18 protein-coding genes are annotated in these 15,900 nt (G+C 34.7%); 17 read left to right on the top strand and 1 reads right to left on the bottom strand.

From position 1 onward, the window contains the following. Positions 1-20: 20 nt before the first annotated feature. The 13 genes from nifK (at position 21) to NCCP28_RS19510 (ending at position 11,561) form a co-directional block, all read left to right on the top strand. The gene (gene nifK, locus NCCP28_RS19570) at positions 21-1,550 is read left to right on the top strand and encodes a nitrogenase molybdenum-iron protein subunit beta (protein WP_248562914.1); all 1,530 of its coding nucleotides are present in this window, start codon (positions 21-23) and stop codon (positions 1,548-1,550) included. Positions 1,551-1,635: 85 nt separating this feature from the next. Next, positions 1,636-2,988 (top strand): nitrogenase iron-molybdenum cofactor biosynthesis protein NifE, encoded by a 1,353-nt coding sequence (gene nifE / locus NCCP28_RS19565; protein ID WP_248562913.1) that lies wholly within the window; start codon positions 1,636-1,638, stop codon positions 2,986-2,988. Between the two features lie 3 nt (positions 2,989-2,991). Further along, positions 2,992-4,284, top strand: coding sequence for a nitrogenase iron-molybdenum cofactor biosynthesis protein NifN (gene nifN / locus NCCP28_RS19560; protein ID WP_248562912.1), 1,293 nt, complete (start codon positions 2,992-2,994; stop codon positions 4,282-4,284). Positions 4,285-4,298: 14 nt separating this feature from the next. Then, entirely contained in the window at positions 4,299-4,688 is a 390-nt protein-coding gene (locus tag NCCP28_RS19555; RefSeq protein WP_248562911.1) for a NifB/NifX family molybdenum-iron cluster-binding protein, read from the top strand. Positions 4,689-4,714: 26 nt separating this feature from the next. After that, a complete protein-coding gene (locus tag NCCP28_RS19550; RefSeq protein ID WP_248562910.1) occupies positions 4,715-5,488 on the top strand; it encodes a HesA/MoeB/ThiF family protein in 774 nt (257 codons plus the stop codon). After that, positions 5,481-5,807, top strand: coding sequence for a nitrogenase-stabilizing/protective protein NifW (locus tag NCCP28_RS19545; RefSeq protein WP_248562909.1), 327 nt, complete (start codon positions 5,481-5,483; stop codon positions 5,805-5,807). The genes NCCP28_RS19550 and NCCP28_RS19545 overlap by 8 nt, the downstream gene beginning before the upstream one ends. Next, complete coding sequence (locus NCCP28_RS19540; protein WP_248562908.1) at positions 5,807-6,118, top strand: hypothetical protein; 312 nt, start codon at positions 5,807-5,809, stop codon at positions 6,116-6,118. The genes NCCP28_RS19545 and NCCP28_RS19540 overlap by 1 nt, the downstream gene beginning before the upstream one ends. Before the next feature lie 25 nt (positions 6,119-6,143). After that, entirely contained in the window at positions 6,144-7,268 is a 1,125-nt protein-coding gene (locus NCCP28_RS19535) for a homocitrate synthase/isopropylmalate synthase family protein (protein ID WP_248562907.1), read from the top strand. A gap of 136 nt (positions 7,269-7,404) precedes the next feature. After that, positions 7,405-7,872 (top strand): flavodoxin, encoded by a 468-nt coding sequence (locus NCCP28_RS19530; RefSeq protein ID WP_248562906.1) that lies wholly within the window; start codon positions 7,405-7,407, stop codon positions 7,870-7,872. Further along, a complete protein-coding gene (locus NCCP28_RS19525) occupies positions 7,862-8,755 on the top strand; it encodes a beta propeller repeat protein (RefSeq protein WP_248562905.1) in 894 nt (297 codons plus the stop codon). The genes NCCP28_RS19530 and NCCP28_RS19525 overlap by 11 nt, the downstream gene beginning before the upstream one ends. Positions 8,756-8,772: 17 nt before the next feature. Beyond that, complete coding sequence (locus tag NCCP28_RS19520; RefSeq protein ID WP_248562904.1) at positions 8,773-9,231, top strand: flavodoxin; 459 nt, start codon at positions 8,773-8,775, stop codon at positions 9,229-9,231. A gap of 242 nt (positions 9,232-9,473) precedes the next feature. Then, on the top strand, positions 9,474-10,361 hold the full coding sequence (locus NCCP28_RS19515) for an SMP-30/gluconolactonase/LRE family protein (protein ID WP_248562903.1): 888 nt from the start codon (positions 9,474-9,476) through the stop codon (positions 10,359-10,361). A gap of 174 nt (positions 10,362-10,535) precedes the next feature. Further along, positions 10,536-11,561 (top strand): DUF3231 family protein, encoded by a 1,026-nt coding sequence (locus NCCP28_RS19510; RefSeq protein WP_248562902.1) that lies wholly within the window; start codon positions 10,536-10,538, stop codon positions 11,559-11,561. Between the two features lie 147 nt (positions 11,562-11,708). On the opposite strand, the gene NCCP28_RS19505 is transcribed toward NCCP28_RS19510, so the two are convergent. Continuing rightward, the gene (locus tag NCCP28_RS19505; protein ID WP_248562901.1) at positions 11,709-12,443 is read right to left on the bottom strand and encodes a MurR/RpiR family transcriptional regulator; all 735 of its coding nucleotides are present in this window, start codon (positions 12,441-12,443) and stop codon (positions 11,709-11,711) included. Positions 12,444-12,875: 432 nt separating this feature from the next. Here NCCP28_RS19505 and NCCP28_RS19500 point away from each other — a divergent pair, with 432 nt between their 5' ends. The 4 genes from NCCP28_RS19500 (at position 12,876) to NCCP28_RS19485 (ending at position 15,900) form a co-directional block, all read left to right on the top strand. Continuing rightward, positions 12,876-13,178 carry a PTS sugar transporter subunit IIB gene (locus NCCP28_RS19500; RefSeq protein ID WP_248562900.1) on the top strand — a complete coding sequence of 101 codons (303 nt, stop codon included), beginning with the start codon at positions 12,876-12,878 and terminating at the stop codon, positions 13,176-13,178. A gap of 88 nt (positions 13,179-13,266) precedes the next feature. Beyond that, entirely contained in the window at positions 13,267-14,610 is a 1,344-nt protein-coding gene (locus NCCP28_RS19495) for a PTS sugar transporter subunit IIC (RefSeq protein ID WP_248562899.1), read from the top strand. 12 nt (positions 14,611-14,622) lie between these two features. Next, complete coding sequence (locus tag NCCP28_RS19490; RefSeq protein WP_248562898.1) at positions 14,623-14,859, top strand: hypothetical protein; 237 nt, start codon at positions 14,623-14,625, stop codon at positions 14,857-14,859. Between the two features lie 141 nt (positions 14,860-15,000). Then, positions 15,001-15,900 carry a DMT family transporter gene (locus NCCP28_RS19485; RefSeq protein ID WP_248562897.1) on the top strand — a complete coding sequence of 300 codons (900 nt, stop codon included), beginning with the start codon at positions 15,001-15,003 and terminating at the stop codon, positions 15,898-15,900.

Genomic DNA, 15,900 nt, shown 5'->3' with positions numbered 1-15,900 from the left:
GGAGAAAAGGAGGGGGAAAAGTGACAAAAAAATTAGATATTAAAGACCATAATACATTGTTCCAAGCAGAAAAATACCAAAGGCAAGCTGAAGGGAAAAAAGTTTTTGAAGCGGCATGTTCTGTACAAGAGGTAGAGGATACGGTAGAACTTTTAAAAACGGAAGAATATAAAGAAAAGAATTTCAATCGAGAGGCAGCTACAATTAATCCAGTTAAAGCTTGCCAACCGTTAGGAGCAGTTCTTGCTTCATTGGGGTTTGAAGGAACCCTGCCATTTGTACATGGTTCACAAGGATGTGTAGCTTATTTCCGAAGTCATTTTGCTCGTCACTTTAAAGAACCTATACCTGCAGTATCTTCTTCTATGACAGAAGATGGCGCAGTATTTGGAGGAATGAGAAATCTAATAGAAGGACTAGAAAACAGTACGGCATTGTACAAACCAAAGATGATAGCAGTTAGTACTACCTGTATGGCAGAAGTTATTGGAGATGACTTAAGTGCCTTTATAGAAAATGCACGGATTGAAGGAGCAATTGGCCAGGAATTTCCTGTTCCATTTGCAAATACTCCTAGTTTTGTAGGCTCTCATATAACAGGTTATGATTCTATGATGCGCTCAATCTTAGCGTATTTATCAGAAAAAAATGGGGATTTATCTTATAAAATACCGTCAGATAAAGTAAATATTATTGCTGGTTTTGATACTTATACAGGAAACTTTTCAGAATTAAAAAGAATACTTGAATTAATGGGTGTAGACTATACATTCTTAGGAGATCATGGTGACAATTTAGATTCACCTGCTAATGGAGAATATAATTATTATTATGGAGGAACTAAATTAGGTGATGTAGCACAAGCACATAATGCTAATGGTACTCTTCTTCTTCAAAAGTATTCTACTAAGAAAGTGACTAAATATATTAATAAAAAGTGGAAGCAAGATACAATTGCGATGTCCACACCTCTTGGCATAAAAAATACAGACCAATTGTTAAAAAATATTAAAGATTTGACTGCAAAAGAAATTCCACAAGTGCTAAAAGACGAGCGTGGACGTGTTGTAGATGCGCTAACTGATTCTCATCCATATTTGCATGGTAAACGAGTGGCAATGGCAGGAGATCCGGATTTATTACTGGGGCTTATCTCGTTTTGTCTAGAGGTTGGCATTGAACCTGTCCATATTGTTTGCACAAATGGAGATAAAAAATTCCAAGAAGAGGCTGAAGCACTTTTGAAGGCAAGCCCATATGGCATAGAAGGAAAAGTCCATAACGGCAAAGATTTATGGCATATGCGTTCTTTATTATTAACAGAACCTGTGGATTTTGCAATGGGAAGTACACATATGAAATATTGTGCAAAAGATGCTGGAATTCCATTAGTTCGTGTTGGTTTTCCGATTTTTGATCGCCATCATATGCATCGCTATCCGATTATTGGGTATCAAGGAACATTAAATTTATTAACGTTAATTGTAAATACTATTTTACAACAATTAGATGAGGAAGCTCCAGACCACAGCTTTGATACCGTTAGATAAGCACAAAAAATTAAAAAGAGGAAAAATTCAAGTCAGTGTTGGGGTTATCTCTTCACTGACTAGTGATTTAAAAGGTGGTGGAGATGTGAAAAATTATGTAGTGGAGGCAATGCAAGAACCTGCATGTGAGCATAGTTTAAAGAATAATAACTATAAAGGCTGTGCTAAGCCTAAACCTGGAGAAGCGGCAGGTGGCTGTTCCTTTGATGGAGCGCAAATTGCTTTATTGCCAATTGCAGATGTGGCACATCTCGTTCACGGCCCAATTGCTTGCGGAGGAAATAGTTGGGAAGGAAGAGGAAGTCTTAGTTCAGGTTCTAATCTACACCGTTATGGGCTAACCACAAATTTAAATGAACAGCAGATTATATTTGGTGGTGAAAAGCAATTAAGAGATGCTATCCGTGGAATAGCAGATAGATTTAATCCACCTGCAATTTTTGTCTATTCGACTTGTATTACAGCATTAATTGGAGTTGATTTTGATGCAGTTTGCCGAAGTGAAACAGAAAAACTGGGTATTTCTATTATTCCAGTAAATAGTCCTGGATTTGTAGGAAGTAAAAATCTGGGAAATCGTCTTGCTGGAGAAGCATTATTAGATTATGTGATTGGTACAGCATTACCGCCGTTTGAATCAAAGTGGGATATCAATTTAATTGGTGAATATAATATCGCCGGGGAAATATGGGATATCAAGGAACTATTGAATCAAGTAGGAATTAATATCCTATCTAAAATTACAGGTGATGGCAGGTTTAATGAAGTTCGCTGGGCGCATAGAGCTAAGCTTAATATGGTAGTATGCAGCAGAGCTTTAATTAATATGGCAAGAAAAATGGAAGAAAGGTACGATATTCCTTATTTTGAAGGTTCTTTTTATGGAGCTAAAGAAACAACATTATCTTTACAAACAATTGCTCAACTATTAAATGATGCGGAGCTAATAGGCAGAGTCCATGCCTTTACTAGTCAAGAAGAAAAAAAGTTGGATAAGGAACTCGAAGCTTATCGAAAAAAATTAAAAGGGAAACGTGCTGTTCTCTATACGGGGGGAGTCAAAAGCTGGTCTATCATTTCAGCGCTTCAAGAACTCGGTATTGATGTTGTAGGAGTTGGAACAAATAAAAGTACAAATGAAGATATTACAAGAATAAGAGAACGTGTAGGCGAAGATGTGGAATTAATAGAATCTGGTGGAGCAAAAAAAATATTGCAGACCTTTAGAAAAGAAAAAGGAGATATCATGATAGCTGGTGGTCGTAATATGTATGTTGCTTTAAAGGAGTGTATTCCATTTATTGATATTAATCAAGAGAGAAATCATGCTTATGCAGGATATAAAGGATTAAAAAATTTGGCGGAACAATTAGTTAATTCTTTAGAGAATCCCGTCTGGCGAATGGTGAAACTTCAGCCTCCATGGAAGGAGAAGTAAGAGATGGTTATATATAAAACAGATAAAGAATTGACCATTAATCCATTAAAAGTCAGCCAGACATTAGGAGGAGTATTAGCATTACAAGGTTTTTATCAGGCTATTCCTCTTGTACACGGTTCACAAGGTTGTGCAGCGTTTATAAAAGCATTAATGACCCAGCATTATCAAGAGCCTATAGCCATTCAAACTACAGCACTTCAAGAAATGAATATTATTTTTGGAGCTGAGCAAAGCATGATACAGGCACTCAAGGTCATATTAGAGAAGCATAACCCTGATGTTGTAGCTGTATTAAGTACAGGCTTAACAGAAACAGCGGGTGATGACTTAATAGGAAATGTGAATAACTATATAAAAATGATAGATAAGGAGTCTGGTTGTTTTATTTTCCCTGTTTCCTTGCCAGATTTTGAGGGTTCTTTAGAGTCAGGCTATAGACATACTGTTGAAGCGATGATAAAGCAATTGCTGAAAAAAGAGAAAGATTACATTTCGAATCAAAAAATAAAAAATCAAATCAATTTTTTGCCTGGTTCTCATTTAACGCCAGGGGATGTAATGGAAATTAAACGAATTCTTCATTCTTTTGGATTCACTGTCATAACTGTACCTGATTTATCTACATCATTAGCAGGAAAACATCATGCTTTAGGATATTCGCCTCTAACTCAAGGAGGAATTGCCTATAGCCAATCCAAGCAATTAATATCTTCAGAGTATACGATTGCAGTAGGATCTAGCATGGAAGGTGCTGCAAAAATGATGGAGGAAGGTGCTGGAATACCGTTTCAAGTATTTAAAAATTTATCTGGACTAAAAGCAAATGATGAATTTTTTTCTTTTTTACAAGTTATTAGCAAATGCCCTGCTTCCTCCTTTTATCAGTGGGAAAGAGATGTTCTAATTGATTGTTTATTAGATGCTCATTTTAATTTTTTAGGAAAGAAATTAGTGCTGGCTTTAGAACCAGACCATCTTTATTCACTGGTTTCCTTATGCAGGGAATTGGGGCTGAAATTCGATGGATTGGTAACCTCATTTTCTACCGATATTTTATCTGAGATAGATGACGAAATTATTATTGGAGATTTAGATGATTTAGAGAAAATGGCAACAAGTGCTGATTTATGGATTAGCAATTCCCATGGGGAGCAAGGGGCAAATCGGTTGAATATTCCTTTTATGCCTGCCGGATTCCCTATTTTTCATCAATTAGGAAATTCGTTAGCAACTAGTGTAGGTTACAGAGGTACTACGGAAACAATCATTAAATTGGGGAATTTATTAAAGTAAGGGAAGTGGGAAACGTGATAAAAGTGGCATTTTCAACGGCAGACGGGGAGTCAATAAATACGCATTTCGGCTATTCTGATGCATTTGATATATATGAAATGACAAAAGAAAAATACGAAAAGCTTGCTACGAGAGTGATAATCAATGAGGAAAATAATAATGAAAGTGATCGAATAGAAGAAAGGCTCAATCTGATAATCGACTGTACTCTATTATTTATAACACAAATAGGACCAACTGCAGCGGCACGTATCACAAGAAATAAAATTATGCCAGTTAAGGTTACAGAGGATACTTTGATTAAAGAACAATTAGACAAGCTTTTAAAAATGATTCAAACTAATCCACCCCTTTGGCTTGTGAAAGCAATGAATGACCGAACAAAAGAGGAAGAACATATATAGAGCTAATAGATTAGGAGGGAGAAGATATGAGTCCTTCGATTATAGAGAACAAGAATATGGATGAATATGATCGATATAGCAGACAATTAAAGCTTTTAGGAACAGAGGGGCAACAAAAGTTAAAAAATGCAGCTGTTTTTATTGCTGGCATTGGTGGCTTAGGTGGAACAGCGGCTCTCTATTTAGCTGCTGCAGGAATAGGGAAATTATTAATAGCTCATGAGGGGCATATTGTTTTGCCAGATTTAAATAGACAAATTTTAATGGACAGCAAAAAAATAGGGGAAGAACGAATACCTTGTGCGGTAGAAAGTTTAAAAAAGATTAATCCTGAAGTAGAAATTGAAGCATATTCTCAAAGAATAAATTATGAAACCTCTTATCCATTAGTAAGTGCAGCGGATGTAGTGATAGATGCACGCTATGATTTCCCTGAAAGATATGCATTAAATAAATTATGTGTAGATATAGGAAAACCGATGATAGAAGCAGCCATGTCAGGGTTTGAAATTTTACTTACAGCAATAAAACCTAATGAAACAGCTTGCCTAGCTTGCATTTTCCCAGAAAGAGATAAAAAATGGGAGCCCCTTGGATTTCCCGTTTTAGGTGCAACTTCAGGTATAGCTGGATGTATGGCAGCATTGGAGGCTATTAAAATTTTAACTGGAATAGGAGAACCATATTACAATAAATTATATCATTTTGATTCATTGAATTTTCAATCTGCGGCATTTTCCTTAAAACGTAATCCGTCGTGTAAACATTGTGCCGATAAAGGGGAGGTAGCACATGCCTAAAAAAAAATTAAAAGATTTATGTGATGCAGAAGATTTTTTTGATTATTATCATGTGCCCTATCATTCGGAAATATTAAATCTTTCTAGAGTACATATACTGAAGAGTTTTCAAAATCTACTGCAAAAAGAAGGTTGTTTTGATGCTGATTCTTCAGACAATGAGGTGTGGAATATTCAAAGGGCATTATTATTTCGGGCATATCATGAATTTGTAAAACCAACTCCAGCAAGGCAAAAATTTTTCCCCACCTTTTATGAAAGGAACGGAACTTTTTATGCTTTTGATCAAATAAATAATAAAGGAGTTGAGAAGAAGTAATGTTATTTACGGAGGAAGCAGCAGAGGAATTGTTAGAATATATAGATAATAAGGGGCTTGACATGAAAGGCATTCGAATTGTAGCAGTTTCGATTGAAGAAAATATACATTACCAAATATATTGGGAAAAGGAACAACTCCCTGATGATGAGGTGTTTATACAAAATGGATTAAAAATATTTTTGGATTTTAAAACAAAGGCAGCATTAAAAGAAAAGATGATCTTTTATACAGAAAGGGAGGGGAAAAAAGGATTATTTATCATGAAGTCTGTTTCAGATTGTTCTACTTGTTCAACAGTCTGCTTTTAAAGATTTACTAGAAAGGAGGAGGAAAGTGGACAGTATTAAATTTTGTGATACTACATTAAGAGATGGGGAGCAGGCAGCGGGAATAATCTTTTCTAATGAAGAAAAAAGAAAAATAGCAAAATTATTGGCTAAGGCTGGTATAGAGCAGGCGGAAATTGGAATTCCAGCGATGGGAAAAGCAGAACAGCAGGCAATTTACTCGATTGTGGAAATGAATTTGCCTATACAATTAATAACTTGGAATCGTGCTGTTAAAAAAGATATCGATGCTTCCAGGGAAGCTGGCGCAAACTGGGTGCATATTTCGATACCTATTTCTGATATTCATCTGTATCATAAATTAAGATTAAATAGAAATGAAATTAAATTGCTTATTCAAGATATAGTAGCATACGCACAGGCATTTGATCTGCTTGTTTCAGTTGGCTTTGAGGATGCTTCCAGAGCAAGCCTCTCCTTTTTAATCGATTTAATAAACAGCCTTTATAGAGAAGGCGTAAAAAGGTTTCGATATGCAGATACTGTATCGGTGCTTAACCCGATGTTGGCACAGATAAATATTCAAAGAATAATTAAAGAATGTCCAGCAGATATAGAATTAGAAATTCATTGTCATAATGATTTCGGATTGGCATCTGCCAATACACTTTCTGCTTTATTTGCTGGTGCAAAATGGGCCAGTACGACAATTTTTGGCATAGGAGAAAGAGCTGGAAATGCCTCTTTAGAGGAAGTGGCGATGGGATGGCGTCATCTTTACAATGGAAAAATAAATGTAAAAACAGAGTATTTTCATAGATTGGCAGAATTAGTTAGTGTTGCATCGGGTCTGAAAATTCCTGAGAATAAGGCAATTATTGGTTCTAGGGTTTATACACATGAATCGGGCATTCATGTTGATGGTTTGATTAAATATTTGGAAACCTATCAAACCTTTGATCCAAAGGAAGTAGGAAGAGCGCATCACTTTATAATAGGAAAACATTCAGGTATCAGTTCAATTGTCCATTTGCTTAAACAAGAAGGTATTGATATAGATAAACAACAGGGGCAAAAATTAATAGATTATGTAAGAGAAGTAACAAGTGAAACGAAACGAGTAATAGAGGTAGGCGATTTAAAGAAATTAATAGGAGGCTTTCATACATAAAAGGATGACGAATTGTCATCCTTTTTGTTATGTTCCTATAAAAAATAAATATTAAGTTAGTTATTGACATTGATAATCATTATCATTTATAGTCTTTATATAAATAATATAAATTCTCCATTATAGAGGTGTTTTTATGAAGGTATTGATAGGTTTTGCCAGTATGTCCGGAAATACAGAAGAAATTATGCTTATTCTTAAAGAAATATTAGAAGAGAAAAATTGTCATGTTGAGGTAATGGAAATGGATACAATAGCAGTTTCTTCGCTGACAACATATAATTTGCTTTTATTAGGAAGCTATACATGGGGTGATGGTGATTTGCCTTATGAAATAGAAGATTTTTATGAGGAATTAGAAACGATTACGTTGGAAGGGGTCTCTGCTGCTTGTTTTGGATCAGGTGATACAGATTATCCTGAATTTTGCAGGGCAATAGAATTGATATCTGATAAGTTAAAAGAAAGAGGAGCAGATGTTTTTAAGGATTTATTAAAAATGGAGCTAAGCCCTGATACGGATGAAGCAGTAGAGGAGTGTAAACAATTTGCTCATTCTGTTTATAATTGGGCTAAATTGAAGGAAGAAACGGATGTTTACTAAAGGCGCTACTGCTGTTGCAAGCTTATCAACAGGTTCTTTTATTCTTTCAATAAAAGAGAGGGGGATATATTCCTTTACCAATGGAGAATGGAAGCTAGAGTATCCACTTTCTTATTCCATTTATCATTTTAAAGTAATTGGCAACTATTTATTTGGGGTAGGAGAACATGGGACAATCATTCGATATAATCAAAAAAATGACAGTTGGGCAGAATCAGCTTTTCCAACTTCCCAAAGATTATGGGGAATTACAGGAAATGATTCCGGACTGATAGTGACACATGCAGGTTCATATTTAATTATTTCAGAAAATTTCGGAAAAACATGGACGACGGTACAGCCTTTTCAACATTTACAAAAAAGGCCTATTATTCGTTCATTGGCTATAGAGGAAAATACTATTTATATAGGAACACAAATCCACAAAGAAAGTGGGGGATTATGGGAATATAATTTGGATGCAAACTCGTTAATAAGGATTAAAGAAGAGACTGTCATGATGATATCTGCTATTTATATAGATAAACAAATGATTTGCATTGCAAAAGGATCTTGCTCAACATTTAATGGATGTGTGGAAGTGAATAAAAAGATTGGAAAAACCTTATCTAATTGGACAAGGTTTGCACAGACAATAAATGAGCATGCTTTTTTAGATGTATTCATTTCTGATGGAAAGATATTTGCTTGTTCTAGTAAAGATAACTATGGCTATTCAAGAGTTTATTACGGAGATTCTTTAAAAAATGAAATAATACCCTTTGATACTATCCGAGGCCATTGTTTTCGGGGAGTATATGTAAATGAAGATTTTATGTTTGCAGGTTCTGAAGAAAGTAAATGGATTCAGCTCAAATCAAATAATAAGAAAAAAGTACATTAAAGGGGAGGGAGATTTTTGTGAAAATAGCTGTCATTTATGCAACTATGTCTGGAAATACGGAGGCGATTGCTGATTGTATTGTAGAAGGATTACATAGAGAAAATTATTCAGCAGAAATAATGGAAATACCGGATATCTATAAGGTGGATCAGCTTAGGAATTATGATCTTGTATATTTAGGGCTGTATACATGGGGGGATGGTGATTTTCCAGATGAGTGTCTCGACATGGTAGAGAATTTACAGGATGAGCGATGGGACGGCAAGCACTTTGCTTTATTTGGATCAGGCGACAGAAGTTATGAATACTTCTGTGGAGCATTAGATAGGTTAAAGGAGATTCTAATACACCGCGGAGCAATTGTTGTAGCAGAACCTCTTCGAATAGAAATGGCGCCAGATAAAGAAGAGGAAGAGGAGATTGCCCGATATGTCAGGGGAACATTGCAAGAAGCAAAAATAAGCAAAAAGGTGTAAGTTGAAACAGAGATTATGCTGCCGCTGCAAATATTTGATCTCTTCGTCCTGTCTTTTTTTGTGATGAGTATTACCTAAAAAAAGGCAATACTGCTCCTCAAAACAAGGGAGTTCCTAAGGTATTTAAATTTTTCCCATAATTTATCTCTTCATTAATTAATGAAGAGGTTTTCTTTTTATGGGAGAGGATATAGTGTGAATACGATGAATACTATATGGAAAAGAAAAGGAGTTGTGGGAAAATGACAGGAAAAATCGAATTATTAGTAGATGCAAAAGCAGAGCTAGGGGAAGGGCCATGTTGGGATAGGAGAACAGGAATGCTTTACTGGGTGGATATTGAAGGGAAAAAGGTGTGTGCATTTAATCCAGCAACAGGTAAAAATAGAGAAATAGTGCTGAATCAACAAGTCAGTGCTGTTGTTCCCACTTTAAATAAGGATAAGCTAATTGTGGCGATGGAAAAGGGCCTGTTTTATTTGCAAGAACGAACAGAAGAGCTTCAATTAATAACAGAAGTAGAGAAGAATTTGCCTGATAATAGAACAAATGATGGGAAATGTGATGCATATGGAAGGTTTTGGATTGGCACCATGAGCAAAAAGGAAGAGAAAGAACAAGGAGCGCTGTATTGTCTGGATACGAATGGAGAACTTACTAAGAAATTAGACAATATTAGCACGTCCAACGGTTTAGCATGGGATAAAACTAATAACTATATGTATTATATTGATACACCAACGCAAAAGGTGCTTCGTTATGACTTCGCTCTTGATACAGCTATATTAGGAAAAGCAGTGGAAGTGATTGATTTTTCTAATGAAGATGGGTTTCCTGACGGTATGACGATAGATCAAGAGGGAATGCTTTGGATTGCACATTGGGGCGGTTCGAAGGTATCTAGGTGGAATCCTAATACAAACATGAAATTAGAAGATATCGAACTGCCAGTTTTAAACGTTACCTCTTGCACGTTTGGAGGGGAAAACTTGCAAGAGTTGTATATTACAACAGCAAGAACGGGTATGAATGAGGAGCAGTTGGAGAAGTATCCATTATCAGGTGGATTGTTTAAAGTAACGACAACAGTAGCAGGTATGCAAACTGCTTTTTTAGCAGAGAGTATATAAAAAATACCGTAAAATGGTTTTGTTTGCTAGTTAACCTTTTTCGCAATATCCTCCACTAAAATCAACCGATTTTTCATGTGAATAAGTACCTTTTCTCCGCATCACTTAAGGGATATTTATAAAAAACATGTAAATACTAATAAAAGATGATTATTTTTAGTGGGGGTTTTATTTATGCATAATTCAAATGTAAAGCTTACTTCATCGGAGATAGCCTGTATTTGGACTTCTTATATGAATAACAGCATGTCTGTATGTATATTAAGTCATATGAAAAAACATATAGAAGATTCAGAAATAAAAGCAATTGTTGATCTGGCTTTAACTATTTCTATAAAGCAAATGGATCATCTTGCTACCATATTTAAGAAGGATACATATGAAAAACCCTACGGATTTTCCAAAAACGATGTAAATTTAGAGGCTCCTGGGTTATTTACAGATACTTTTTGCTTGTTTTATATAAATCATATGGCAAAGGCAGGTCTTCTAGCATTTAGCGGATTTCTTTCTATGAGTGTGCGGGAAGATATTATTGAAATATTCACAAATGGACTGGCGGATACTTCTAGATTATTTGAAAAAAGTACCAGTTTGCTTATAAATAAGGGAGTAATAGTCCGTTCTCCCTATATTCTTGTACCGAAAACAAAAGATTATGTAGATAGTAATAGCTATTTAAGCGGATTTCATTTCTTTCATAAAAAACGTCCGCTGAACTCTATTGAAATTTCCCATTTATTTATGAATACACAAACGAATAATATAGGCTCTAAAATTAGTTTGGCGTTTGCCCAAACGTCTGCCAACAAAGATGTACAGCAATTTATGATGCAAGGAAAGGAAATAGCCCAAAAACATATAAAAATTTTTATGAATATATTATTGGAAGAGAATTTGCAAAGTCCAATGTCAGCTGATATAGCAATAACAGACTCTACTATACCAACTTTTTCAGATAAACTGATGATGTTTCATATGAGTTTATTAAGTGCAGCTGGAATAGGAAATTACTCAACAGCAGCAGGGGCAAGTCAAAGAAGCGATTTGGCCATAAACTATGAACGTTTATCCCTTGAAATAGCCCAATATGCTAAAGGAGGGGCAGATCTTATGATCAAAAATAGTTGGTTAGAACAACCGCCGGGAATGATAGATCGCTCAATATTAGTGGAAAATAAAAATAGCAAATTTAACTAAAGAGATGCTTGAGATGAAATAAACAATTTTACTGCAATATAGTGTTAGCAGGCTGCTGAAATAGTTCTCAAATAAAAGTTCAGGCTGAATGGGCGATTGTAAGTTTCAATGAAAGATTACAATCGCTTTTGATTAGCAGAATAAGTGTTATGTTTTATTATTTAGTTTACCTTTTATTTTGTGAGCGCTTTCTTCCAGGATGTACATAACAGGTATTTGGGAAGTTATACTATTTTCACCTAAATAGGTTTCTGCTATATAATAGGCAATATTAATATCAGAAATTTTCGCCAGCTTGCAGTTTTTACTGTTAGTGATGCTGATAATATGGGTTCCTTCTGCTTTTAGCTGATGAGCTAAGTTTAAAGTGAAATCAGTTTCTCCAGATACCGATAAAATAATGGAGATGCTGTTTTTTAATTCTTTGCTATTAATGGGGTAAAAAGGATCCTTTATAGAGGAAGAAAATTTGCCTAAGCTAGAAAAATACCTGGCCCCATACTCCGCTAAAATGCCTGAACTGCCAATTCCAATAAAAAGGATTTTATTTGCTTGTAATACTAAATCTGCAACTTGATTGAGTGCATTTTCAAAATTTCCATTAATAGTCCGTTCCATAAATTCAGAAAGATAATATCGAGGTGATTTTATATGATCTTGTGTATGATGATCTAGGTAAAGTTTGAGCTTTACTTTGAATTCGGAGAAACCTTCGCAATTTAATTTTTTACAGAAGCGCAAAATACTTGAGGTAGAAACATGTGTCTCATTTGCAAGTTCTCTAATCCTCATATAAATAACCTTGTCACTGTTTTTGGTAATATAGTTATAGAGAAGCATATCTAGTTCATTAAAGGTTTGCACCATTTCCGCAGTAAACATGTTGTTTTCTCCCTCCCCTATTTTCAAAGATATATTTATAAAGAGATTAATCTGATGTTAACATGAAAAGATATAAAACAACTTGTTTCCTTTTTGTGACAAATTTCTTTAAGTAGGATAAAAATCAAAAAAGGGAAGTTTTATTGATTTAATTATGAAAGCGTATACAATTAGAGTGTGAGAAATAAATAGGCACTGTTAAAGAAATCGGTTGATTTTTGGGTAGGGAAAATTTCCCTTCAGCTGCTTGCGAGAAGGCGTGAATAACATTTGTTTTCACGAATAAGCTAAAATCCCTTTATTACCATATTCATTAACATGGCCAAAAATCAAAGGGGGAATAGAGAAAAAATAATTCATCTCAACATTGTTAATATAGCATAAAACAGCAGTTTTTTCTAATTTATAAGTATCTTAGGAGGAGGAGTTTTGATGAAAAAAATATTATTAGTCTGTGCAGCAGGCATGTCGACAAGCCTATTAGTAAATAAAATGAAAGATGCAGCAAAAGAAAAGGGGATAGAGTTAGAGATATTTGCTTTGCCAGTTTCAGAATGTCAAAGGGTGGCTAATGAAGTGGATATTGTGCTTTTAGGGCCTCAAGTAAGATATCAAAAACCACAAGTAGAGGAAATTATTGGGGGAAGAGTGCCTGTCGAAGTTATTGATATGCGGGATTATGGCATGATGAATGGAAAAGCGGTACTAGAAAAGGCGATGAATTTGCTTTCTTAGCAAGAGAGATGAAGTATATGGAAATTTATATTATGCAATAGATGCCAGCAAAGCAAGGATAATCAAACATTATCTAGGAGGAGTATATATGGGGTTTATGGCAATGTTTGAAAAGTTTGCAGAGAAGACATTAGTTCCTGTTGCAGCAAAACTGAATTCCCAACGCCATATTGTCGCTATTAGAGATGCATTTATTTTATCTTTTCCTATTACATTGGCAGGTTCACTTATCGTATTATTAAATTTTGCAATTTTAGCACCTGATGGTTTTATTGCAAAAATTTTATTTTTGCATAAGTTATTCCCAAATTTAGCTGATTTGCAATCTGTATTTTCTCCAGTTTTAAATGGTTCTACTAATATTCTTTCCATGTTTATTGTCTTTTTAGTTGCGCGTAATATGGCTATTTCACTAAAGGCAGATGAGTTATTAAGCGGTTTGACAGCATTATCCACTTTCTTTATTATTTATCCCCCATATAAAGTCGTAGATGGAGCGAGCTTTTTAACTACTCAGTGGGTTGGTGCTCAAGGACTATTTGTTGCACTTATCGTTGGATTGCTTGTAGGAGAGGTTTTCAGTAGATTATCAAAATCAAAGAAATTGCAAATTAATATGCCGGCATCTGTTCCGCCAGCGGTATCTCGATCCTTTAAAGTATTGTTCCCAATTATTATTATTACAGTACTTTTTGCTATTGCTAATGCTATTATTAATGTGTTTTATCCAAAAGGTTTGCATGAGTTTATTTATGCGGTCATTCAAACACCATTAAAGCATCTAGGTACAAATATATTTTCCCTGGTGATTCTTGCTATAGTTTCTAATTTATTATGGGTATTTGGTATCCATGGACCAAATACAATTGCAGCTATTCGTGAAGCTATGTTTGCAGAAGCAAATTTGGAAAATTTAAACTATGTAGCACAGCATGGAAGTGCTTGGGGTGCTCCTTATCCAGTAACTTGGGCTATCAATGATGCTTTTGCCAATTATGGTGGTTCTGGAATGACTTTAGGGTTATTGATTGCTATTTTTCTTGTAGCTAGAAGACAGGATTATCGTGATATAGGAAAGCTATCTCTTGCACCAGGATTATTTAATATTAATGAACCCGTAATATTTGGATTGCCGGTAGTGCTTAACCCAATTTTAATATTGCCATTTATGATTGTTCCAGCGATAAATATTTTGATTGGTTATGCTGCAATTGTAACAGGGCTTATCCCTCCAATAGCTTACGCTGTACCTTGGACAACGCCTGGTCCGTTAATTGCTTTTCTAGGGACGGGCGGAAACTGGCTTGCTTTAATTCTTGGTTTTGTTTGTTTAGCAGTTTCTACACTTATTTATTTGCCATTTGTAATCGCAGCAAATAAGGCGGCTAGCAGTACTGTCAGCAGTAAAGGTAATTCTGATATCTCTATATAAGGATGTTTGGAAATGAATAAGTACAAAATTCAATTTTTATGTGGCCAGATTAATTATGTTCATCAGTTTTTTCTAGATTATCAAGATGATAAGATAACGACAGTAGTAAAAAAACTGGAAAAAATCAAAGCAGATATTCAAGTTCAAACAAAACTTTCTGAAGAAGAAGCAATCGAGCATATAAAAACTATTTTTGCAAAATCTAAGTATGGGTCGGCCTTACATTATGCTGTGCAATTAAAAAAATAACAGTAATAAGAGAATCTTACTTGCAGGCAGGGTTCTCTTTTTATTTCAATTATTTAGATTTTCAGAGAATAATGATAAGATACTTATAGAGTATTAGATTAATAAAATAGAAGAATTACTTTTGGGTAGGGAGATAATGGAATGCCATATTTGTTGCTGCTGTTAACGAGCTTTTTGTTTGGGGGGAATTTTGTTCTTGGAAAATCTCTGGTAGGCCATGCCTCGCCCATGACTTTAACAAGTCTGAGATGGATTATTGGAGTGTTGGCACTGATTCCAATTGTATGGTGGAAAGAAAAAAGACTATATCCGCCAAAAGAAGCAATACTGCCATTGATTTTAATGGGAGCGACTGGGGTCTTTATTTTTAACCTTTTACAGTTTTTTGCATTAGAGAAAACATCTGCAACAAATGTAGGGTTAATTTCAACGTTAAATACGATTTCTATTGCTGTATGCTCATTTCTTTTTTTAAAGGAAAAGATTAATATTCTACAAATGGGATCGATTTTTTTATCTTTTTCAGGAGTTTTATTAGTACTGACAAAAGGCAATCTTTTTTCCTTAGTATCCTTTCAGTTTAATATAGGGGATTTATATATGATTGGTGCAGTGTGTATTTGGGGAATATATTCTATCTGCAGCAAATGGGCAATGAGCTATGATGTAAGTCCGCTGATGTCCACTTTATATTCTGGATTATTTGGAATCATGATGATGTTGCCTTTTAATTTTGCTGATTTTGAAATTATTAATGTAAATAGAAACTTTATTCAATCCATTATATATTTAGGAATAGTTTCAACAGTGGTATGTATGGTATTGTGGAATATCGGTGTTCAGAAATTAGGTGCAACAACAAGCGGAGTTTTTTTAAATTTCAACCCGATTTTCACTGCGATTTTGGCTTTTTTATTTTTAGGAGAGAAGATGACTTGGATACAGGGCATTGGCAGTGCAGTGGTGATAGCAGGTTGTTATCTTTTTACATATTTTCACAGGATGCAAATAAAAATTAATTCTAACCTTCAAAATCCCTAA

Origin of the sequence: Niallia sp. NCCP-28, from assembly GCF_023168165.1 — a bacterium.
Taxonomy (GTDB): domain Bacteria; phylum Bacillota; class Bacilli; order Bacillales; family Cytobacillaceae; genus Niallia.
Note: the sequence above shows the minus strand (reverse complement) of the source record. Positions and strands in the feature narration are given on the sequence as shown.

What these genes read in the sequence shown, in the direction of transcription:
- nifN (WP_248562912.1), top strand. Translation starts at nt 2,992, where the DNA reads ATGGTTATATATAAAACAGATAAAGAATTGACCATTAATCCATTAAAA.
- NCCP28_RS19550 (WP_248562910.1), top strand. Translation starts at nt 4,715, where the DNA reads ATGAGTCCTTCGATTATAGAGAACAAGAATATGGATGAATATGATCGA.
- NCCP28_RS19545 (WP_248562909.1), top strand. Translation starts at nt 5,481, where the DNA reads ATGCCTAAAAAAAAATTAAAAGATTTATGTGATGCAGAAGATTTTTTT.
- NCCP28_RS19540 (WP_248562908.1), top strand. Translation starts at nt 5,807, where the DNA reads ATGTTATTTACGGAGGAAGCAGCAGAGGAATTGTTAGAATATATAGAT.
- NCCP28_RS19530 (WP_248562906.1), top strand. Translation starts at nt 7,405, where the DNA reads ATGAAGGTATTGATAGGTTTTGCCAGTATGTCCGGAAATACAGAAGAA.
- NCCP28_RS19525 (WP_248562905.1), top strand. Translation starts at nt 7,862, where the DNA reads ATGTTTACTAAAGGCGCTACTGCTGTTGCAAGCTTATCAACAGGTTCT.
- NCCP28_RS19515 (WP_248562903.1), top strand. Translation starts at nt 9,474, where the DNA reads ATGACAGGAAAAATCGAATTATTAGTAGATGCAAAAGCAGAGCTAGGG.
- NCCP28_RS19510 (WP_248562902.1), top strand. Translation starts at nt 10,536, where the DNA reads ATGCATAATTCAAATGTAAAGCTTACTTCATCGGAGATAGCCTGTATT.
- NCCP28_RS19505 (WP_248562901.1), bottom strand. Translation starts at nt 12,443, where the DNA reads ATGTTTACTGCGGAAATGGTGCAAACCTTTAATGAACTAGATATGCTT.
- NCCP28_RS19500 (WP_248562900.1), top strand. Translation starts at nt 12,876, where the DNA reads ATGAAAAAAATATTATTAGTCTGTGCAGCAGGCATGTCGACAAGCCTA.
- NCCP28_RS19495 (WP_248562899.1), top strand. Translation starts at nt 13,267, where the DNA reads ATGGGGTTTATGGCAATGTTTGAAAAGTTTGCAGAGAAGACATTAGTT.
- NCCP28_RS19490 (WP_248562898.1), top strand. Translation starts at nt 14,623, where the DNA reads ATGAATAAGTACAAAATTCAATTTTTATGTGGCCAGATTAATTATGTT.
- NCCP28_RS19485 (WP_248562897.1), top strand. Translation starts at nt 15,001, where the DNA reads ATGCCATATTTGTTGCTGCTGTTAACGAGCTTTTTGTTTGGGGGGAAT.